The sequence below is a fragment of the Psychrobacter sp. CX97 genome (genome assembly GCF_057396285.1).
In genome coordinates, this window is sequence record NZ_JBXYJE010000019.1 from 1 (window position 1) to 21,410 (window position 21,410).

The 21,410-nt window shown below is 39.7% G+C and carries 16 protein-coding genes; 7 read left to right on the plus strand and 9 right to left on the minus strand.

All coding sequences use genetic code 11. The features are described 5' to 3' along the window. Window positions 1–94 (plus strand): IS3 family transposase (locus AC2SLL_RS11710; protein ID WP_486531810.1); only part of this gene is annotated, 94 nt, incomplete at its 5' end. Between the two features lie 425 nt (window positions 95–519). On the opposite strand, the gene ppc is transcribed toward AC2SLL_RS11710, so the two are convergent. Further along, complete coding sequence (gene ppc, locus AC2SLL_RS11715; protein WP_486531870.1) at window positions 520–3,300, minus strand: phosphoenolpyruvate carboxylase; 2,781 nt, start codon at window positions 3,298–3,300, stop codon at window positions 520–522. Between the two features lie 545 nt (window positions 3,301–3,845). Between ppc and AC2SLL_RS11720 the strand changes: the two genes are divergently transcribed. Next, window positions 3,846–4,826: a DMT family transporter gene (locus tag AC2SLL_RS11720; protein ID WP_486531871.1), complete on the plus strand. Its 981-nt coding sequence runs from the start codon at window positions 3,846–3,848 to the stop codon at window positions 4,824–4,826. 175 nt (window positions 4,827–5,001) lie between these two features. Here the strand turns inward: AC2SLL_RS11720 and AC2SLL_RS11725 are convergent, their stop codons facing one another. The 3 genes from AC2SLL_RS11725 to AC2SLL_RS11735 form a co-directional block, all read right to left on the minus strand. After that, complete coding sequence (locus AC2SLL_RS11725) at window positions 5,002–6,381, minus strand: solute carrier family 23 protein (RefSeq protein ID WP_486531872.1); 1,380 nt, start codon at window positions 6,379–6,381, stop codon at window positions 5,002–5,004. Window positions 6,382–7,079: 698 nt separating this feature from the next. Continuing rightward, window positions 7,080–7,484 (minus strand): redoxin family protein, encoded by a 405-nt coding sequence (locus tag AC2SLL_RS11730; protein WP_486531887.1) that lies wholly within the window; start codon window positions 7,482–7,484, stop codon window positions 7,080–7,082. Window positions 7,485–7,940: 456 nt separating this feature from the next. Next, entirely contained in the window at window positions 7,941–9,491 is a 1,551-nt protein-coding gene (locus AC2SLL_RS11735) for a GNAT family N-acetyltransferase (RefSeq protein ID WP_486531873.1), read from the minus strand. Window positions 9,492–9,844: 353 nt separating this feature from the next. On the opposite strand from AC2SLL_RS11735, the gene AC2SLL_RS11740 reads away from it, so the two are divergent. Continuing rightward, window positions 9,845–10,486 carry a BLUF domain-containing protein gene (locus AC2SLL_RS11740; RefSeq protein ID WP_486531874.1) on the plus strand — a complete coding sequence of 214 codons (642 nt, stop codon included), beginning with the start codon at window positions 9,845–9,847 and terminating at the stop codon, window positions 10,484–10,486. A gap of 153 nt (window positions 10,487–10,639) precedes the next feature. Here AC2SLL_RS11740 and AC2SLL_RS11745 read toward each other — a convergent pair whose 3' ends face one another. Further along, window positions 10,640–12,067, minus strand: coding sequence for an FAD-binding oxidoreductase (locus tag AC2SLL_RS11745; protein WP_486531888.1), 1,428 nt, complete (start codon window positions 12,065–12,067; stop codon window positions 10,640–10,642). 394 nt (window positions 12,068–12,461) lie between these two features. On the opposite strand from AC2SLL_RS11745, the gene serA reads away from it, so the two are divergent. Further along, entirely contained in the window at window positions 12,462–13,694 is a 1,233-nt protein-coding gene (gene serA, locus AC2SLL_RS11750; protein ID WP_486531889.1) for a phosphoglycerate dehydrogenase, read from the plus strand. A gap of 317 nt (window positions 13,695–14,011) precedes the next feature. On the opposite strand, the gene AC2SLL_RS11755 is transcribed toward serA, so the two are convergent. Further along, on the minus strand, window positions 14,012–14,638 hold the full coding sequence (locus AC2SLL_RS11755) for a DedA family protein (RefSeq protein ID WP_486531875.1): 627 nt from the start codon (window positions 14,636–14,638) through the stop codon (window positions 14,012–14,014). Window positions 14,639–14,973: 335 nt separating this feature from the next. On the opposite strand from AC2SLL_RS11755, the gene AC2SLL_RS11760 reads away from it, so the two are divergent. From AC2SLL_RS11760 to AC2SLL_RS11770, 3 genes are all read left to right on the plus strand, one after another. Further along, the gene (locus AC2SLL_RS11760) at window positions 14,974–15,867 is read left to right on the plus strand and encodes an MBL fold metallo-hydrolase (RefSeq protein ID WP_486531876.1); all 894 of its coding nucleotides are present in this window, start codon (window positions 14,974–14,976) and stop codon (window positions 15,865–15,867) included. A gap of 348 nt (window positions 15,868–16,215) precedes the next feature. Continuing rightward, window positions 16,216–16,575: a hypothetical protein gene (locus tag AC2SLL_RS11765; RefSeq protein ID WP_486531877.1), complete on the plus strand. Its 360-nt coding sequence runs from the start codon at window positions 16,216–16,218 to the stop codon at window positions 16,573–16,575. Between the two features lie 101 nt (window positions 16,576–16,676). Beyond that, window positions 16,677–16,967, plus strand: a complete 291-nt coding sequence (locus tag AC2SLL_RS11770) for a hypothetical protein (protein ID WP_486531878.1) — start codon at window positions 16,677–16,679, stop codon at window positions 16,965–16,967. Window positions 16,968–16,975: 8 nt separating this feature from the next. Here the strand turns inward: AC2SLL_RS11770 and AC2SLL_RS11775 are convergent, their stop codons facing one another. The 3 genes from AC2SLL_RS11775 to AC2SLL_RS11785 all read right to left on the minus strand — a co-directional run bounded on the left by AC2SLL_RS11775 (window position 16,976) and on the right by AC2SLL_RS11785 (window position 21,368). Continuing rightward, window positions 16,976–18,088, minus strand: coding sequence for a cation diffusion facilitator family transporter (locus AC2SLL_RS11775; protein ID WP_486531879.1), 1,113 nt, complete (start codon window positions 18,086–18,088; stop codon window positions 16,976–16,978). 105 nt (window positions 18,089–18,193) lie between these two features. Continuing rightward, on the minus strand, window positions 18,194–20,602 hold the full coding sequence (locus AC2SLL_RS11780; RefSeq protein WP_486531880.1) for a primosomal protein N': 2,409 nt from the start codon (window positions 20,600–20,602) through the stop codon (window positions 18,194–18,196). Window positions 20,603–20,972: 370 nt separating this feature from the next. After that, window positions 20,973–21,368: a Rid family detoxifying hydrolase gene (locus tag AC2SLL_RS11785; RefSeq protein WP_486531881.1), complete on the minus strand. Its 396-nt coding sequence runs from the start codon at window positions 21,366–21,368 to the stop codon at window positions 20,973–20,975. Between the last annotated feature and the right edge of the window lie 42 nt (window positions 21,369–21,410).

Here is a 21,410-nt window from a genome sequence, read left to right on the forward strand (position 1 = left end):
TCATGAGTACATTCATTATTACAATCATGAGCGTATTCAGCTTAAACTTAAAGGACTGAGTCCTGTGAAGTACAGAATTCAGTCCTTGAGATAGACTTAAACCGTCCAACTTTTGGGGGTCAGTTCAGTAATGGGCTTTTTTATAGTGAAAGAGGTTTAAAGTTATAATGTTATATAGTCGAAAAAATTCAAAAATAGTTACGTACCATCGGTCACTTTGTAACCATTTTAACTCTTTTAGATTATAAATCTGATTTTATTAATGCTAACGCATTCAGAATAATAATCTTTAACCGTCAGAATGTTCAACAGACCCAGCCAACATGCCTACTAAAAAAGATGTGGTTGGTTTAAAACAGGCAGAGTCTTCCTTCAAATTAAACTTATTTAAATATTAATGGCTTATGACAATCAACTTTTTATTAAGCTATTAAGGGCAATTTATAAAGCTATTAAAGGCAATGGAAAATGCCATTAATAGCTCAGTAAACATGTAAAGATAACAACATTGTATGACTGCTAACCCGTGTTTCGTAACCCTGCCGCAAGGGCATTAATGCTACGAATGAGTGGATCAGCAACGTCAATATCATCATGATTAACCGTTTTCATGTCGTTATCAGCGCGCATGCGCTTTAATAGCTCAATTTGGATATAATTAATTGGGTCTAAATATGCATTACGCCATTGTAATGAGGCAGCAAGCTCTTCCTGGCTAGAAAGTAGGGACTCTTGCTCAAGTAATGAGTTTAGACCAGCATAAGTCAACTCATGTTCTTTAATGACAGCACTCATGATATTTTCTCGCAAGGTTTCATCCTTACAGAGCTGACTGTAGGCTTGAGCGATATTCATCTCCGACTTTGTAAAAGACATTTCAATATTACTAATAAAAGATTTGAAAAATGGCCATTTATCGTTCATCTCTTTCATCAAAGGCTCATTAGCTTCTACACTTTTTAGGGCACTGCCTACCCCATACCAAGCAGGTAGAGTAAAGCGGGCCAATGACCAACCAAACACCCATGGAATAGCGCGAATCGTTGACTTGCTAGGTAAACCTTTTTTACGATGTGAAGGGCGTGAACCAATATTAAGTAGCGAGATTTCTTTTACAGGCGTGGCTTCGGAATAAAATTGATAAAACCCTTCGGTACTATCCGTAAGTTGACGATACTGCTGCTCGCCTGCCTCGGCTAAACGAGCAAATACCTTTTCATATTCTGGCAACTCGGTGGGTTGCTCAACAAACCTTGAAGAGCTGGCTTTGAGTGCCCCTGTAATTCCCATTGTTAATTCAAATACAGCAGTATCTGGATTGGCATATTTTGCGTACAACACCTCACCTTGTTCGGTAAACTTGATTTGACCATCTAAAGTACCAGCGGGCTGTGCTGCAATAGCTTGGTGAGTTGAGCCACCGCCACGACTGACGGAACCACCACGGCCATGGAATAGACGCGTCTTGATGCCATATTCTTCTGCAATATTAGTGATGGTTTGCTGAGCACTATATAGCTGCCAAGCTGAGGTAATGATGCCACCATCTTTCGAAGAGTCAGAATAACCAAGCATAATTTCTTGAATATTACCTGAATGCTCAAGTAAGCCACGATACAGCGGATTATCTAAAACCATAGGTAAAATTTTATCGATGTTCTTGAGGTCTTCAATAGTTTCAAATAAAGGGGCAACTGGAAGGGCTGATGTTAAATAGCCCTTTTCACTAATGGCTGATAATCCAGCAAAGCGCATTAGCAATAATACTTCTAGAAGTTGGCTGGCGTTATTGGTCATTGAAATAACGTAACTACCAAACGTATCTTCTCCCACCAGTTTACGCAGCTTAGCTACTGTATTCATTAGAGCCAATTGCTCACGTGCTTGGCTACTAAATTCATCGGTATAAATTAGTGGCGCGCCTGGCTTTTCTAACAGCCGAGTTAGCCATTCTTGACGTTCCGTTTCATTAAGCGCTTTATAGTCAGGTAGGTTAGGGGCGCTGGCAAAAATTTCAGCAATGACGTCGCCGTGATAACCTGAGTCCTGACGAATATCAAGAGCGGCTAAATGGAATCCGCATGTTTTAACCAAACGAACGGTATCAAGGAGTAGACCCTCGGCATGGGCGCTGTCATGAGTTGCAACGCTTTGACGAATGATACGTAGGTCATCTAATAATTTTTGCGGTGAGGTATAAGCATCTTTAGCCGCTTCAGTATCTTCTCCCATACTTTGAATAAGACGATTGGTTGCTTTTATTTTTGCAAGAATAATAGAAAGTAATCTTCGATAAGGCTCATTCTTATAATCATCAGAGTTGTAATAAAATACTTTTTTATCAAGATCGCTATATTCTTCTATTTTTTCATACACCTCAGCACCAATATGGACAATCGTATCGCTATGAATGAGCTCTCGGCGTAACTTCTTAATCAGCACCTGATAATGGCGCAATACTGTTTCAGCGTGCATTAATACTGCCATCTCAGTGGTTTCGTGAGTGACAAATGGGTTGCCATCTCTATCGCCACCAATCCAAGAGCCGAAGCTAACAAAAGCAGGAAGTGGATAATCTGCTAATTCTGGATAGACATCATTAATCGCATTTTTTATATTGCGATACACTTTTGGAATCGCATTAAATAAGCTTGCATTGAAGTAGTGTAAACCATTGTTAATTTCATCATAAACTAAGGGTTTACGTGTGCGCACCTCGTCGGACGACCATAATAAGTCAATGGTTTGTTTGGTTTTTTGCTTGGCTTGCTCATAAGCTAGGCTCCCTTCAGGGAGCTCGTTTAATGCGTCACTATAGTCATACAAGGTTTGCAAAATATTCATCGTAGTTCGTCTGCGTGCTTCTGTAGGGTGCGCAGTAAATACGGGAATAAACTTAAGTTGGTCAATAAGCTCTTTTATTTGATTTGGCGCAACATTACGCTCGCGGCATTCTAGAAGTGTATGCCGGAAAGATCCTTTCCAAAATTGCTTTGACTGTTCGCGAACCATACGGCGACGTTCACGCAAATAATTTTCTTCGGTTAGATTGGCTAAAAAGAAGTAAATTGAAAAAGCACGAATGACGTTTTTTAAAGTTTTATTATCAAGTGAGGCAATAAGTTTGATAAGCTCTTGCTTATGTGCAGGATTGGGTTCTCGACGCTCTTGAATAAAGCCTTTGCGCAACGTTTCAATAGTACGTAAAGTATCTTCTCCAGCTTGACGAGAAATTGCTTCTCCTAAAAAAGATCCTAATAATCTAACTCGTGCACGTAAAACATCGTTTTCCAATAACATATGCTATCCCTATTTATCATAAAACTTTTTAATATTAACCCTGCTTTACAGGTTACTGTTTGATTTCATTTAAATAATACACGAACTATTTAACTTTACCGAGCGTTATTTATTTATGAGATGAAAAATTATGCATACTAAATAAAATGCTAAGACTATAAGATTAGGGCTTGTTCTCATTTACAATAATTTGCATTTTATAGGTCTAAAACGGTTAAATTTCCATCAAACTGTGCCTAATATTCTAACTAATATGCCAGTATTTTGTTGGAAATTACTTGTGTTTGACAATAATTTATCTAAGAACCTGTATTCATAAGCCAAATGAGAACACACTCTAGCATTTATTGATTTTTTGGCTAAATAACCATTTGAGCTGAGTGAATTGGATAAGCTAATAGCATTGAATCCAGTAGCATTGAATACAGTGACATTGAATAGAGTGGTTATGAATTACCTAGGTAGTGGATTAACATAAATAAGCTGACTAAACATTCAATTATGCGCTCAGATAATACCCATTAAAGGGTTTCTAAAGGTAGTTTATGACTGATAAATTAAGTAGTGTACAAGACAGTACCAATAATAAATGGGCGCCTATTGGTCTGATTATTGGTTGCATTATTTTTGGACTAGGAAGTCTTATTGTCGCGCATGTAGAGGTTGGCGGCTATGCTATGTCCTTTTGGCGGCTGGCTATATCAGGCATTGTGTTTACTGCATTGGCCGCTATATTCAAACAAAAAATGCCTGAAGCAAAGACGTCAATAGATGCCAAAAAAGCCTTGTTTTTTGCATTGTTATCTGGGGCTTTTTTGGGCATAGATTTGGCGCTATGGCATGAAAGTATCTATGCTGTGGGCCCCGGAATTTCAACGTTATTGAATAGCCTACAGATTTTCTTTTTAGCCGCTATGGGTTTTTTGATATTTAGAGAGCGGCAAACTATTTTGCAGCTCATAAGTTTGGTGCTGGCACTTTTGGGAGTGGTGTGCATTGCCAGCCCTGAGTTTGCGAATAACGACCATGCCGCTTATGGGTTTGTTACTGGCATTGTTTCGGCCAGTATGTTGGCCGCCTCAATGACCTTTATCCGTTTAACCCATCAAGCAGCCCCTACACCTATTTTTATTCTCATGCAGCGAATCAGCATTGGGGGTAGCTTAGCTATGCTGCTTCCAATGCTAATGTTTGATAGCGGGAATATATTACCCAACACTTTAAGCGAGTTGGGGTGGATTGTGGTGTATGGTACTGTCATGCAATGTTTGGCTTGGGGACTGATTGCTTATTCTATCCCAAAGCTGTCTTTAGCTTTGACCGGATTACTATTATTAAGTGAACCAGTTGCCGCGTTAGTGATTGATTACTTTTGGTTAGACAAGCCAATCAATGGTCTACAGTGGGCGGGAGCTGCATTAACTATGTTTGCCATTTATTTGGGCTCTTTAAAGCCCAGACCCTTCAATAAAACGGCTAAGCTTAGGCGATATCGCTTCTTTGCTAGATTTTATCGGGGTAAGTAGTTTGCATGCTATAAACGATAGATTGTAAAAGAGCAGAAGTCCAGTGTCATTATACAAGGTGCTTTTTCTTTTGTGTTTATGGTCTGAAGGCAAGCCTGTTTTAAGTCTTTTTTACCTTACAGCGCATGACTACTTTAAAGTTTAGCGCATTTTCTATTTTACTACTTACTACTTTTTAGGTTACTACCCATTTACCCTTAAGTTCACGATTAAAAAGTGCGTTTAAAACTATGGCCGCTAAAGTGGCGGTACCGATTCCACCCAAATCGAAGCTCCCAATATGCAAGCTAAAGTTACCCGCACCCATAATGACAGTCACTGCTGCGACAATAAGATTACTGTTTTTACTAAAATCTATGTTGTTATCTATCCAGATTTTAATTCCAGCCACGGCAATTAAACCAAATACTACAATGGAGGCACCACCAAGTAGGGCAGGTGGGATGCTTTGAATAATAGCGCCAAACTTTGGCGATAATCCTAAAACTACTGCGACAATACCCGCCATAACAAAGATAGTAGTGCTATAAACTTTAGTAACTGCCATAACGCCAATGTTCTCTGCATAAGTAGTGACACCAGTGCCACCAAACCCTGCGGAAAATGTAGTTGCTAAACCATCGGCAAAAAACCCTCGGCCAATATAAGGGGTTACGTTGGATTTAGTCATTCCCTCAACGGCTTTAAAGTGGCCTAAATTTTCGGCAATTAAAATAAAAGCAACAGGTGCAATAAGTACAATCGCATTTAAATTAAATGTAGGGGTATGAAATGAAGGCAGACCAATCCAGGCAGCTTGCTGGACACCGCTAAAATCGATGGGAGTGCCATATCCTAATATGTTCGTCACAATATAATAGATGATATAAGACAGGATGATACCCACTAATAACAATAAGCGGCGTAACATGCCGCGCGTGAAAATAGCCACGCTACTAATCAGTACCACTGTTAACGCTGCCATCCAAGCATCAAACTGATTTGCCGAGACACCTTGTACTGTCACAGGCGCCAAATTTAAACCAATAATCATCACAATTGCACCGGTAACAATAGGTGGCATTAATTTCTCAATCCAGCCTGTACCAATTTTCATAACCAATAACCCAACTAGCGAGTATATGATACCGCATACCATAATCCCGCCAAGAGCAACATTTAAGTTGGTATTAGGGCCACTTCCTGCATAGGCAGTTGCTGCAATTACCGGACCGATAAAAGCAAAGCTTGAACCCAAATAACTGGGCATACGCCCCCCAGTCATCAAAAAGAACAGGATGGTACATAGGCCAGACATTAATATGGCCAAGTTAGCGTCAAAACCCATCAAAAGGGGCGCTAATACAGTGGCGCCAAACATTGCGAAAGTATGTTGGACGCCAAGAATCATACTTTTTGAAGCAGGCAGATATTCATTGATTGCAACGGCATGTTGATCTAAATCACCTTTAAAAGGTCGCCATGTTGGGAACCACTTACCGTTATCAAAGTCTGGGTCATGCTCATATAAAACGTTAGATTCTTTGGCAGTTTTGGGGGTTTTACATGACTCCATGAGATGTCCTTAGCTTTGATAGTGAGCTTTGATAGTGAGCTTTGATAGGGTGGTATTTTTTAAAGGTAATATGTTTGCAATATGAAATGCAAATTGAGGATAGTATAGACGAATTTTTGATTGAATCGGGGCTAAATATTGGGGTTTATTCTACTTTAGGAAAGTAGACTATGCTAGGGAGACTATCTAAAACTGCTATGACAAAGACACTATGACAAACTATGATAGGTTATGCAGCTGAATGAAAAGTAAAGGAAGGTGCATCGAGGTTTGTGAGATGTAGGGGTTAAATGAATACTCCGTTAAACTAGAATTTAGAATCTAGAATCTAGTTTAATGGTATTAGGTCTATTAAATTATAGTTGTCAGCATGGATTTGAGCAACGCCAAACAAGACACGACAGTGATAGTGGTGAAGTTTGTTTAACTTTCCCCTTGTGAAATACTGTTAAATGCCTATTAGTACTATTAGCACTATCTAAGTCTAAGTCCTCCCTACTTGTAATCTCATCTAGCGGCATACCGATTAGATTTTTAAAAGGTGTGGTTCATTTTGGAAATCTGGAAGATGGCGTTAAACATAATGAGACTCAACAAGACATATATTGACGCATTGTTTTGACTTACTAAAGGATTTATTGTGGTTAATAAATAAAGCGTACGCCAGAGTCATAGGCTATTACTATATGTATTTAAAATTAAAGAGAAGATAGCCATAATCTTAACCTAAGCGACCATTCTGGCTGAACGCCGGTTAAACCTTGAGTCATTTCGCCATCCTTTAATATCACGTAGGAAGGCGTTACTTTCCCCTTCCAAGCGCTAAACAACTTTCCAGTTTCATCATTAATAGTGATAAAAGTAAAGCCATTGGTTGCCATATAGGTGTCAAGCGCTTGATTATTACCAGACTGCGTAGCAATGGTAACCACTGGGTAGGTGTTAGACTGCGCGATGGCGTCAACCTTCGGAGAGCTAACCTTGCAAACAGGGCACCATGTTCCCCAGAAGTAGACCAACACAGGAGACGCATGGCTAAGCATTTCTAAATCCACTACTTGCCCCTTATAGTCAGTTAATTGCAGCTCTGGTTGTGCAGGCATCACAGGTTGACGCCACCAGTTAATAGCCGTGTAAACCGCTATAAACATCACACCATATTTGATAGCAGCCCAAGACCCAGACCTAAGTTTAGATGCTACAAGTTTACTATCTTCTTTCTCTTTATAATTGTCTATAGTCTTCTCTTTATAATTGGCTATTATTGTGAGGGTTATGATTGATCAACTCTAAAGCACTATTGTTAGATTGTATCCTGATGAGTGACAGCTATTGCTCATAGAGTTTATTGACATCTACAGGGTTCTACACGATTTTAATAGCAGTGCTGAGCATGCAGTCTAAGCCAATAAACCTAACTATATTGGCTGCTTAGAATCGCTGAATAGAATAGAGTAGTCCACATATCAGACTATCTCAAGAGCCTTAAGCTACCCATTTAAGCAAGAGACCTAATGAGTAGCAATGCCAATTACAAAAGCCGATACAGGTTGTTAAAGTTATTTATCTGTCGTAACTTTAGATTTTTTTTTGCGTTTTAAAGTAAAAATATCTGAACGTCGGTCTTTTAGGTTATTGACTGAGCCTTCGTTGCGTACATGGGTTAGCGAATCAAGATTTACATCTGAGAAGAAAATCATCTCAGTATTTGCGGTGGTTTCGGCCATAATAGCATCATGGGGAAAAGCAAAATCAGAAGGCGAGAATACAGCTGATTGTGCATATTGAATATCCAGACTCTCAACCTGAGGTAAGTTACCGACTGAACCACAAATCATCACATAACATTCGTTTTCAATGGCACGGGCCTGAGCACAGTGACGCACCCGTAAATAGCCGTTTTTAGTGTCAGTCCAAAAGGGCACAAATAAGATATCCATATCATCTAAGGCAAGCAAACGAGCTAGCTCAGGAAATTCAATATCGTAGCAAATGAGAATGCCAATACGTCCAGCATCGGTATCAAATACCTGGATTTTATCGCCACCTTCGATGACCCAAGCACTTCGCTCATGCGGGGTAATGTGAATTTTACGTTGCTCTTCGACAGTACCATCACGGCGACATAAATAACTGACATTATATAAAACTTCGTCATCGTCAAATAATGGCATAGACCCTGTAATGACATTGACATTATAGCTAACAGCTAAGTTTGATATTTCGTTTTTAAACCATTCGGTGTAATCCGCTAAAAAGCGAATGGCCACGTGTTGGTCAGTAGACTCGCACAGCCCCATTAATGGCGCATTAAAAAACTCTGGTAAGCAGGCAAAGTCAGAGTTGTAATCTGCCATAATGTCAACAAAGTATTCAACCTGCTGGAGTAACTCTTCAGGTGATCCAACCTCTCGCATTTGCCATTGGATGCCGCCAATACGTACCTCTGTTTTACCTGTATTAGGTTTGTAGTCTTGTGGCTCATAATAAATATTAGCCCATTCAAGAAGGGTCGCATAACCTTTTGAATGTTTATCATCAGGCAAGTAACCCCCTAAGATTCGCTTAACGATAAAATCGTTGGATAGCTGAAATGACAAAGCAGAATCATGAATTTCTCGGGATTGCACCGCTTCAATATATTCAGCAGGGGTTAAGCTTTGATGGTTATGATAATTTGGAATACGCCCACCCGCTAAAATGGCCCTAAAATTCATCTGACGACACAGCTCTTTACGGGCATCGTAAAGTCTACGACCGAGTCGATAACCACGATAATCAGGGTCAATAAGGGCATCTAGCCCATACATGGCATCGCCATTCGGGTCATCTTTGATGATTTCGCGCTGGCCAATTAAATCATCATAGGTATGCGGATTTGAAAATTTCTGATAATCAACCCGCATGGTAAGTACCATACCTATCAATTTATCATGATCAAAAAGGGCTATCTGACCTTCTGGAAATGAATTAATTAAAGTATTAATGGTTGTTTTTGACCACGCCCCACCTAAGTTAGCGTAAACACGATCCATTAACGACTTTAGTTGTGGATAGTCTTTCTTTTTAATTTCAGCAATTTTCAGATGAAAATCGTCAGCTTTATTCATATTATGCCTCTTATACCAGTATCTATAGCCTTTCAAAGATAGTGAAATGCAAATTTAAGGAGGTATTATAAGTATGCCTATTTCAGCAAAGAGTGAAAATTTGTAAATTATTACCAATAATTATCATGCTACTATAAACAAATGATTATTTACAAAATTACTGATTAACCATTTAGCGGATATAGTAAAGAAACAATATATTACAAGATATTTAATGATTGATAGACTGTGTTACATTGAATTACATATACTAAAGTCTAGTTAATAATAAATTTATGTTCAAAATCCATGCTTTCTAGATTTTATATTAACCATTTAACTATTAAGTAGGAATACTTTAAAGGATGCTATGAATGCCTACAACTCTAGCATATAAGCGTGTTTCTACCTCTTTGTCGGGATTAGGGGCGGAGACATTGGTACGGGTAGTGTATGTCAGCATGTTAACGGTTAAAAGCCGTTTAAATCCCACGATATTTGATGACTTGGCTACTAAAGCGACTATAAGCAATAAAGCTAACGGAATTACTGGTGTTCTAAGTTATGGTAAAGGGGCGTTTCTACAATGTATAGAAGGTCGAAAATCTGATGTACTCATGTTGTTAAAAAGTATATTTAAAGATAGTCGTCACAAAGACATTAAAGTGCTTATGTGTAAACCTGTTGAAGCGCGATATTTTAATGACTGGCGTATGCGTATGCTTTTTTGCGAAAGTTGGCTTTGGTCAACGAGTACTAAGAAGCAAGCAAATCATATGTTCGAGTTTCTCCCTTTTCAGCCTCATCAATGGTCAACACAAAAATTAAATCGGTTTATTAATGCTGTCAAGAGCTTTGAGGCGACAGATCACAGGAAAAATATTGGTGTGACTTATAATGCTTTTGGTCAGGTGGTTCAAAGAGTTGCGGGCCCGCATCAAGCCTTTTTATTAGTGCAAAGTGTTTTGGGAATCATGGTTATCATTTCATTGATTGAGCTATACTTTTTTTTATAATACGATTAAAAGTTTAAACGATGCTTTAACTGCTAATAGTTCAGTAATAATGAAAAAATACTTTGAAATGTTAATACTAGACGCTAAGCCTCAGGGGTTAGCGTCTTTTTTACACGAATATTTTTATAAATAAGTGTTGTTTTAAAAAACAAATCAGATGTCGAATATTTTTCCTCGATTCATGATCCCGTTGGGATCAAACACTTTTTTAATCGATTTTAGATACTCAATCTCAGTTTCGCTACGGGTGTAGGATAGGTAGGGTTTTTTAGTCATTCCCACCCCGTGTTCAGCAGACACAGAACCGCCATATTTTTGTACTGTGCTAAAAACAAAGTCATTCACACTTTGACACTTCTCAAAAAATTCATCTTTAGATAAGTTTTCAGGCTTCAGGATATTAAGATGTAAGTTGCCATCGCCGATATGACCGAACCAGCAAATCTCGAAGTCAGGATAGTTACTGTTTACCACAGCTTCAATGTCTTTAATAAATTCTGGTACATAGCTGATCAGCACTGATACATCATTTTTATAAGGGGTAAAGACTGAAATCGTTTCCGAAATATATTCACGCAGTTTCCAAAGCTCAATGGCTTGGGCAATGCTTTGACTCATGACACCATCAACTATCCAGCCATTTTCCATACACGTCTCAAATATTGCCATTGCCTTATCCATAATAGGCTCATACGGCGCTTCAAATTCAAGTAGAGCGTAATATTTAGTACGCGCTTCAAACGGCTCTTGTACATGACCTGTTGCCATTAACTTGTCAATGGCAACGTCATCAAAAAATTCAAAAGCAGTCAGGTCAATTTTATCTTGGAAGGCTGAGAGCACATTCATAACATGATCAAATTCATCCATGCCGAAAACCATCACGGTTAAATCTTGCGGCGCACGTTCAAGTTTAATTTGTGCTTTGGTTACAATACCAAGCGTCCCTTCAGCACCGATAAATAAGTGCCGTAAATCATAGCCTGTCGCATTTTTTGTCATGCCACGGTTAAGGTTTAATATGTCTCCATTGCCAGTGACAACCGTTAATCCCATTATCCAACGGCGAGTCATACCATAACGGATAACCTTAATACCACCCGCATTTGTACCAATATTGCCACCAATTTGACTTGAGCCTGCAGACGCAAAATCTACCGGATAATATAGGCCTTTATCTTCTGCAAACTGTTGCAACTGCTCTGTGATAACGCCTGCTTCAATCTCAACCATGCGGTCGGCTGGGTAAAAATGACCAATGTTGTTCATTTTATCTAGGCTAACTACAATCTCGCCATTACTGGCTACTGCACCAGCTGATAAACCCGTACGACCACCACTAGGGGTTATAACAATATTATGGTAATTAGCTAACTTTACCAGTGCTTGTACTTGCTCAGTTGATTTAGGGAAAACAATAGCACTAGGCGCAGGAGCAAAGTGTTTGGTCCAGTCTTTACCCCAGTGCTCGAGACTTTCACAATCGGTTTTAATTTGATTGTCATCAAAATCGTGGTTACTTGTCAGGCTTGATAGTAAAGCGTTGAGAGCTTCTGGGTTAGTCTGGATTGATTCATTCAGCGTTGTCTCATCAACATGAGATTGATCAGCACTATGCACTTGTTCGTGAGCGGGAGAGCGTTTATTCGTGGTATTGTGAGTGGTCATAATAGTCTCTGATTTTTGAATATGTTAGCCCATTAAACTGTGGGTATTAAAAGGTCAAAATATTAATCCATGGCAAGTTTATAGTCATTATTGGCAAGCAGTTATTCAATTTAGAGCCTGACATTACTATAGTTTTTGGTATAAGATAGACACATTATGACACGAGGTTTATTGGTTATAAAGACGTAAGTATATTTTGGATTATAACTAAAACGGTGTCCAGACGTTTGTTATAGAACTTTTTTTATTAGAAATTTCACAGTTTAAAAAAATTGTATTTGATAATCCTCATCACAGATTAAGGGCGATAAGTATGGCACTATCACTTGATAAAGATAAGATTCGTTTTCTACTATTAGAAGGCGTACACGATAATGCTTTAAAAGTATTAAATAATGCAGGCTACACCAACATTGAATATCTTTCACATGCTTTAGATCCAGAAGAGCTGGCTGAAAAAATCAAAGATGCACATTTTATCGGTATTCGTTCACGTACACAGTTGACACGCGATATTCTTGAACAAGCTGATAAATTAATTGCTATTGGTTGTTTCTGTATTGGTACTAACCAAGTTGATTTAGATGCAGCACGTGAGTTTGGTATTCCAGTATTTAATGCCCCTTATTCAAATACTCGTTCTGTCGCTGAGTTAGTGCTGGCGGAAGCTATTATGTTATACCGAGGTATTCCTGAGAAGAGTGCGGTTGTCCATCGTGGTGGTTGGGGAAAATCTGCTAAGAACTCGCATGAAGTGCGCGGTAAAGTCATGGGTATTGTCGGCTATGGTTCCATCGGATCGCAGCTGTCAGTGTTGGCCGAAAGCTTAGGCATGAAGGTTATCTATCATGATGTGTTAACCAAACTGCCTTTAGGCAATGCTGAGCAGGTGGGTAGCTTAGATGAGCTATTGAATAAAGCAGATGTGGTAACGCTTCACGTACCAGATGTACCAAGTACCCGCTATATGATGAAAAAACAGCAGTTTGATCAAATGAAAGAGGGCAGTTATTTCATTAATGCCGCACGCGGTACTTGCGTTGAGATTGATGATTTAGCCGCAGCCCTTGAGTCAGGTAAATTATTAGGCGCTGCTGTGGACGTATTCCCGAAAGAGCCAAAATCAGCCGATCAAGAGTTTGAGTCGCCACTTCGTAAGTTTGATAATGTCATTCTAACGCCGCACATCGGTGGATCAACGCAAGAGGCGCAGGCGAATATTGGTCTGGAGGTAGCAGAGAAATTTGTTAAGTACTCTGATGCAGGGGATACCACAACGGCAGTGAATTTCCCAGAAGTAAGCGTTCCGATAAAAGAAAATTCACACCGTCTCTTACATATTCATAGAAACGTTCCAGGGGTATTGTCGCAAATTAACACCTCTTTCGCGTCAGCAGGTATTAATATTTTAGCGCAGAGCTTAATGACAGAAGGCGATGTGGGTTATTTAGTGATGGATGTTGATAATCGTGATTCGGACGAAGCACTTGAGCAGCTAAAACACATAGAAGAGACTATTCGCGTACGCGTCTTGTTTTAATTTATGTTTGAGAGTTTGATAGTTCGATTAAATTAGCTGGCAATTGCCAGCTTTTTTTACTTTTTAATAAGCGAATGATTAATATAGTCAAAGAACTTTAAAGTAGTTACAAGGCAATCGAGTGCAAGTACTACTGGCGTAGGCTTAACGAGGTTAACACCGTAACTCTTTATAAGTTCGCCGACTATACCATACTAATATGATGTCATTCATAAGTATTCAACAGGGTCAATTTAGGACTTTACTTTATAAGAGCTATCAGCCGTCTATTAATCGTAATTATAGCCAGCCTATTCACTAAGGATTACTAAGCTACGTTACTGAGTACGTTTTGAGAGCTTGGTTTTTAAACGCATTACTACAAATGCAAGACTAAGTAACAATACAATTAGACCCACAAATTTAGAGATTGGCGAAATATATTGTTCGACTTTGTCGTAATTTTCGCCCAAAATATATCCAGAATATGCTAATAGAGAGGTCCAAATAGCCGAGCCTAAAGCTGTCAGCACTAGAAAAGGCAGTAAAGACATATGGTTCATACCTGCTGGAATAGAAATCAGCGAGCGGATAGCGGGTACCATACGCCCAAAAAATATAACCATTCTTCCATATTTATTAAACCAACGATTGGCATTAGTGATATCACTTGGATTCACTAAGATCCATTTTCCGTACTTTTCTGCTAGGTTCAGCAAGCGTTTTTCATCAAATAGTGTGCCTAAATAGTATAAAGGCAGGGCTCCTATTACTGACCCCAAAGTGCCAGCGATAATGACAAGTATGAGTTGCATATCGCCTTGAGCGGCAGCAAATCCTGCAGCGGGCATGATTAACTCAGAGGGTATGGGTGGAAAAACGTTTTCTAAAAACATCATTGTCGTCACGCCAATATAACCTAGCGTATCCATTAGGGTAAGAATCCACTCGTTTAAATTTTCCATCACTGCCCTTTTCTTCTTTTAATAAACTCCTAAAATTTTGAAGTAGTATTGCAAATGTTTTTGATGATGTTGAGGATTATACCGTATAACGATATTGTGCCAGATCAAAGTTAGTTATATTATTTGTATTAATATTATATAAAATATAATAATATTTTTTAATGCTTATATTGTTTATGTATTCTATTGCTAGAATAGGATTAAAAGTGCCTTAATAAGTTTAAATCAAAAAATTAAACTACTGTAATAATAGCTCTAACTTACAAATACAAATTTTAGTACTACGCTTGCTAAAAATGCTTAATATAGACACTTATTACAAAGGTATAAACGCTATGAAAATCAAATCCTTTTTGCACGATGACACTGAAACCTACACGCACGTACTAATCGATACAGTGAATAAAGTTTGTGCAGTCATTGATCCCGTATTGGATTACGACTTTAAAGCGGGTCGAACAAATACAGACGCTGCTGATAAATTAATTAGCTATGTGCACCATAATCAATTAAAGGTCGAATATATCATTGAGACCCATGCGCATGCCGATCACCTGTCGTCAGCAAAGTACATCAAAAAACAGCTTGGGGGTAAGTTGGTTATTGGTAAGTATATTACAGAGGTACAAAAAACATTTAAGGACATCTTTAATCTAGACACCAGTTTTAGAACTGATGCAAGTCAATTCAATATGCTTACCGAAGAGGGTAGCACGTTTATGCTGGGTACCATTGAAATATCTGCGCAACATGTGCCAGGGCATACACCCGCAGATATGGCTTATATTGCCCGAGAAACGGTATCAGATACTTTACAAGAAAGTGAAAGACTGGCTGTATTTGTAGGCGATACTCTATTTGCTCCTGATGTAGGTACTGCCCGTTGCGATTTTCCAGGAGGCGATGCTGCAACTCTTTATGACTCTATTCAAAAGTTACTGTCTTTGCCAGAAAGTACAGAAGTTTATTTATGCCATGATTATCCACCCGAAGGGCGCTCTCATAGTCCTGTGACTACTGTGGCTGCGCAAAAAGAACATAATAAACATGTGCGTGACGGTATTAGTAAACCAGAGTTTATCAAAATGAGAACAGAGCGTGATGCAAGGTTGAATATGCCGACACTGATTATTCCTTCAGTACAGGTCAATATTCGAGCCGGAGAAATGCCAGATCCTGAAGATAATGGTATACGATATTTAAAAGTACCTTTAAATATATTAGCCTGATACATGAGAGTAATGGATATGACAGTTAATAAGGATATGACAGTTAATAAAAAAGAGCCTGTTAATAAAAATAATAGTTGAGGGTATTGGACAGTTATAGCGTAGGTTGTTAAGGTTAATTTTATTAACTAGGCGTTGTTGCTAATTCATTCATTATAAAGTTTGTGGTACTATAACGAGACACAATCGTGGGTTTAATTGCTGTTGCTTCGGTACAGACTGAAACATAATGGCATTGCAACTTCCAGCACGATTTAAAATAATTCTGGTAAAGCGCATGAGCCTCTACTCCGACAAGGTCATCTGTGCCGTATGAGATTCTTTTGTGTCGGAGTATGGGAGTCTACTATGTCTGTATTACCACTTTCTACGCCTGATTGTTTGGGCGTGCCCTTGTTAGATTCTAGGTTATATACCCGCCGTTACACGCCTCGTTGTTCCTTAGCTGAGCACGCTATTCATCAAATGGTTGCATTACAGTTAAATGCTCATGCTATTGTTAAAGCTATGGACTATCCTCGTCAACATACCATTGCAGCATCAGATCGCCTACGTTACGTATTATGTAGTCGGAATATGGGCTTAGATGGTAGTTATATTGATGCTTATTACGATGCTAAAGGTTTTTTAGAAAAACTATGTGAGTTACTGCAGATAGAGCCTGAATACTATCGCGTCGAAATGGCTATCATCGAGCAAACGCTATAATTCATCTAGTATTGCCTTAAAACAAAGCCACTAAAACTCTTATTTTTTATTTAGCGTAATTTGGGGCGGTTTAGTGTATTTTTAATGATAGGATTTTAGTCATGGCTAACTTAATGAATAAGTTACCTAAAGACACTTACGGTTTAGTTAAGATATTCTTTAAGATATTGATACGCACTGCGATTGCTGTACTGATCGGGCTTATTGGCTTTTATTTAATGTTTATATCGACTATGGGGCCGTCGTACGCGCCTAATGTTTGGGAGGGACGCTGGGATATGGGAATTAGATTGTCCGAGCTTGTATTGGGCGCAGGTATTATAATGGCCACTCTTATTTGGCTGGTGTGGCCATTATTGAGATGGTTATATCAGACTATCTTAAATGTCTAGCTGAGCATTTAATGGTTATGGCCGATATGGCTAAGCTCTCTATGATTATGTTCAGCGTCATTTAAGGAACACACGATGGCGTCAAGACGATTGTGTGGATGCTCCACAGATTCTACCTGAATTGTGGTGTGGCTTATTCCTAATGTTTCAAGACGGTGCTCGAGGTCATGGATTATCTCACTGGCTTTAGTAATTCGCATATCCCCATCAACGACGACATGACAAGATAGTGCATGAAGCCCGCTTGTGATACTCCAGATGTGCAGGTCATGTACGGTAATAATGGACTCATGGGATTCAATAGTATGCCTTATTTCATCCACTGAAATCTCTGCTGGCGTGCCCTCCATAAGGATATGTGTCGAGGCTTTTACCACCCTAAACCCACTAATTAAAATTAAAATAGCGACGATAATGGAGGCAACCGGATCAGCCCACCACCAACCCATCCATATCATGGCTAAAGCGGCGACAATAGCAGCTACTGAGCCTAGTAAATCACCTAATACATGCAAGTAAGCACTGTGCATATTGAGGTTGGTCTCAGTAGACTTAGGATTATCGTGCTCGTATTTGTGATCATCCCCGTTACTGTGACTGTGTGAGTGTGACGCACCACCACGATGCAATAGCCAAGCGACAATTAGGTTGACGGTTAGCCCAATACTGGCAATTATTAACATACCTCTAGAAGCAATGTCAGGCGGGGAAGTAAAGCGCCCGAAAGCCTCCCATAAGATCATTACTGCAATAATAATTAAGGTTGCCCCATTGGCACCGGCGACTAAAATCTCAAAGCGCTTATATCCATAAGTTTTCTCACTATTAGCCTCCTTTTCACCTATTTTAAACGCCAATAGGGTAGCCCCTAGGGCAGCCGCATCCGACAGCATATGACCCGCGTCCGATAAAAGCGCCAAACTATGAGTTAGTAAACCTCCAATTGCCTCAACCGACATAAACACGGTAATGATTAAAAAACTAAACAACAGGGTACGACGTTGTTTGCTCATATCCCTCGCCTTCGGTTCATCATGAAAATGCGGAGGGTCATGGGCTATAGTGTGATCTTTTATACCATGCGCTGGATGGTCATTGTTATGTGAATTATGGGTGTTCATCGCTCCTTTAATCTCCGTATTGAGGAAATAATTTAGCGGTAAGTTGCTGCTAAAGTTTGGTAAATAAGCTAGTGTACACAAAAATATTACAGTACTATGCGAGTTTTACCAGCCTATGGGGTCGATATCTAGTGTCAGTTTTAAATATTTAGCTGAAGGAAGTTCAATTACCTGTGGCCACCAATAGTCAAGAATTTGATGGAGGTGTAGGCGCTGTTTTGATAAAAGCAGTAGTTGTGAATGAAAACGGCTATTTTTCTTTTTCATAGGCGCATCTACAGGACCAAATATTGCGAGTGTGTTGTCTGGCAGTATTGAGATAGCATCTTGCAACGCTTGGGTCGTGCGCTGTAAAGTTTTTCCTTCACAACGAATCAATGCACCGTGAGTATACGGAGGTAACCCGAGCATTTTACGTTCTTTCAACAAAGCTAGGGCAAAAGAATGATAGCCTTCACGCACAAGCTTTTGCAGTAAAGGGTTTTCCGGTTGTACGGTTTGAATCAGCACGGTTCCAGGTTTACTGCCACGACCAGAGCGCCCTGCAACCTGCACAATAAGCTGAGCCGTATGTTCTGGGGAGCGAAAATCTGGCGACAAAAAGCCACGGTCTGCATTTGGTAGGCACACTAATGTTACATTTGGAAAGTGATGACCTTTAGCAACCATCTGTGTGCCAACTAAAATGGCAGGATTTCCTGTATTAATGCGTTGGTAAATATTATCCCAGCTGTCTTTTTTGCGCGTGGTGTCTCGATCAATTTGAATAATAGGGTATATTTTTTTACTGGTTTGTGGATTAGCAAACAGCGCATGCAGACTTTCAGTGAGTCGAGTTGTACCCATACCAACCGCATCTAAGTTAACACTATGACAGTCTGGGCAAGTCTGAGGTATAGGGCTTTGCCAATCACAATGATGACATTTAAGGTAGCTTGGCTGCTGGCTATTCAATTGACTATGATGCACTGTTAAGTGGGAATCGCAGCGAACACAATTCGCTTGCCAACCGCATGCACCACACAAAAGAATAGGGGCATAGCCGCGACGGTTTAAAAACACCAACACCTGTTCGCCCGCCTCAAGTGTCTGGCGAATAGCTGTAATTATCTGTTCTGTCAGGCCTGAGTTTTGTGAGGTTTGTGAACTAGGGAGAAGGTTTGGTTTGACTAATGCTGCTTCGTTTGACTGTACTTGTATTGACTGTGATTCTATTGGCTGTGCTTCACTGGATTGACCAGAAACAGGGAGGTTGCTGTAGATGGTCGGCGCATCTCTAGCATCTATCAGCTTCATCTTCGCCAGCTTTGCGGTTCCAGCGCGCTTTGTTAAAGCAAGCTCAACAAGTTTGCCATCATCAACCAGTTTAAAATGCTCAAGCGAAGGGGTCGCTGTACCAAGTATGACTGGGATTTTAGCTTGAAAGGCTCTATAGAGTGCCACATCAGCTGCATGATAGCGTAGGGTGTCTTGCTGCTTGTAGGATTGATCATGTGACTCGTCAACCACAATCATGCCAAGGTTTGCAAACGGATATAGTACGGATGAACGTGTGCCAATAATAATTTGTGCTTGCCCAATCCTACAGTCTTCCCAACCCTGCATTCGCTGAGTATCATTAACACCAGAGTGGAGTAGGGTAATATTGGCTGCAAAACGTTTAGCAAATCGGGCTTTTGTTTGGGGGGTAAGACCAATCTCAGGGACTAAAATCAGTACTTGTTTACCTGACTCTAAAACAGGCTGCATCGCTTGTAAATAGACTTCAGTTTTTCCGCTACCAGTAACCCCATTAAGCAAAAATCCTGTGTATCTTTTGTCATGAAAGGTCTGGACTATTTGCTTTACTGCATGGGCTTGTTCGTCATTCAAATCTAGTGGCATTTTTGCCAAGCGAACCGGCTGTGGGGGTTGTGTTTCTTTAAGATATGACTCAATAAAGCCTTTTGCTTCTAAACGTTTAAGAAAAGGGCGCTCCATCCCTTCTAAAAGTAAAACATCTTCACTTGCGCCATGTTTGCCATGCAGTTTAAGCATCGTAAATTGCAGCTTTTGCTTATGAGCATTCTGCTTAAAGTCATCTTCATTAATGTTAGGCAGTATTCGCCAATGGGTAATGAGCAAATCCAGAGGCCTCCCCTGACGAATGAGCGAGGGTAACATTACCGAAATAACATCGCCAAGCGGGTAGTGGTAATAGCCAGCCAGCCAACGAGCTAAAGCTAGCATATCCTGATTTAAAATGGGTTTATCATCTAAACATGCTTTAATGGCTTTGAGCTTATTAACGGGTACATCGCAGTCTTTCTTACTGATATGTGCGACAACAACACCAATGAGAATTTGCCTTCCAAAAGGTACTTTTACCCGCCCACCAACAGGCGGAAGCTTTGTTTCTTGCAATAACGGTTGGTCTAAACTTGTTGTTGGAGGGCTTAAAGCTGTTCTATCTGTTGGGGGTAAGTAATCAAACTCACGATACAAAGGGACTGGTAGAGCGACACGAATGAGCATGAGTGCGGACTACTCCAATTGTGAAATTTAGTTGGAAACGACTAAGCTCATTGTATTTAATCCAGAGTAATCTCAATACTATCAGTCGCTTTTGTTTTGTGCATAGCCGTTTCCAATGCTTAGACTATTATTAACTGCCTAACATAGCATCTTATCTAAGCTAAGCAATTAGGATGCCAGAATAACCTATATAAACAGAGTATAGACGATAAGGAGTGCCTGTTTAAATGCGTTTAAGTATTAAATGATCTAAATAAATGAGCTGAATAAATGAGCTGAATAAATGAGCTGAATAAATGAGCTGAATAAATGAGCTGAATAAATGAGCTTAAGTATTAGTTAAGGGCGCTTGATACTTAGTAAACTTAACCTAGGCTTCGATAAATAAAATCGACTCAATTTCAACGACACTGCCCATGGGTAATGCGGCCACTTGTACCGCAGCGCGGGCAGGATAGGGGGCACTTAATCGCTCAACAAATATCGCATTTAAAGCGTTGAAATTCGCTAAATCAGTCAGTGATACGTTGAATTTTACGACATCGCTAAGTTCGCCACCGGCAGCTTTGCAAATAGCTTCAATATTATCCATGACTTGGACGGCTTGAGCCTCAAACCCTTCTTGCAATGTCATGGTTTTCGGATCTAAGCCTATTTGACCAGAAATATAAACAGTGCTGCCACCAGTACTTGAAATTTTGACTGCTTGTGAATAGGTGCCAACGGCTGCTGGCGCTTTGTCTGTTTGAATAATTTGACGTGACATAAGTAATCCTTAATAAATTTAACGATGCGCTATTTAAAATAT

What these genes read in the sequence shown, in the direction of transcription:
- ppc (WP_486531870.1), bottom strand. Translation starts at nt 3,300, where the DNA reads ATGTTATTGGAAAACGATGTTTTACGTGCACGAGTTAGATTATTAGGA.
- AC2SLL_RS11720 (WP_486531871.1), top strand. Translation starts at nt 3,846, where the DNA reads ATGACTGATAAATTAAGTAGTGTACAAGACAGTACCAATAATAAATGG.
- AC2SLL_RS11725 (WP_486531872.1), bottom strand. Translation starts at nt 6,381, where the DNA reads ATGGAGTCATGTAAAACCCCCAAAACTGCCAAAGAATCTAACGTTTTA.
- AC2SLL_RS11730 (WP_486531887.1), bottom strand. Translation starts at nt 7,484, where the DNA reads ATGCCTGCACAACCAGAGCTGCAATTAACTGACTATAAGGGGCAAGTA.
- AC2SLL_RS11735 (WP_486531873.1), bottom strand. Translation starts at nt 9,491, where the DNA reads ATGAATAAAGCTGACGATTTTCATCTGAAAATTGCTGAAATTAAAAAG.
- AC2SLL_RS11740 (WP_486531874.1), top strand. Translation starts at nt 9,845, where the DNA reads ATGCCTACAACTCTAGCATATAAGCGTGTTTCTACCTCTTTGTCGGGA.
- AC2SLL_RS11755 (WP_486531875.1), bottom strand. Translation starts at nt 14,638, where the DNA reads ATGGAAAATTTAAACGAGTGGATTCTTACCCTAATGGATACGCTAGGT.
- AC2SLL_RS11760 (WP_486531876.1), top strand. Translation starts at nt 14,974, where the DNA reads ATGAAAATCAAATCCTTTTTGCACGATGACACTGAAACCTACACGCAC.
- AC2SLL_RS11765 (WP_486531877.1), top strand. Translation starts at nt 16,216, where the DNA reads ATGTCTGTATTACCACTTTCTACGCCTGATTGTTTGGGCGTGCCCTTG.
- AC2SLL_RS11770 (WP_486531878.1), top strand. Translation starts at nt 16,677, where the DNA reads ATGGCTAACTTAATGAATAAGTTACCTAAAGACACTTACGGTTTAGTT.
- AC2SLL_RS11775 (WP_486531879.1), bottom strand. Translation starts at nt 18,088, where the DNA reads ATGAACACCCATAATTCACATAACAATGACCATCCAGCGCATGGTATA.
- AC2SLL_RS11780 (WP_486531880.1), bottom strand. Translation starts at nt 20,602, where the DNA reads ATGCTCATTCGTGTCGCTCTACCAGTCCCTTTGTATCGTGAGTTTGAT.
- AC2SLL_RS11785 (WP_486531881.1), bottom strand. Translation starts at nt 21,368, where the DNA reads ATGTCACGTCAAATTATTCAAACAGACAAAGCGCCAGCAGCCGTTGGC.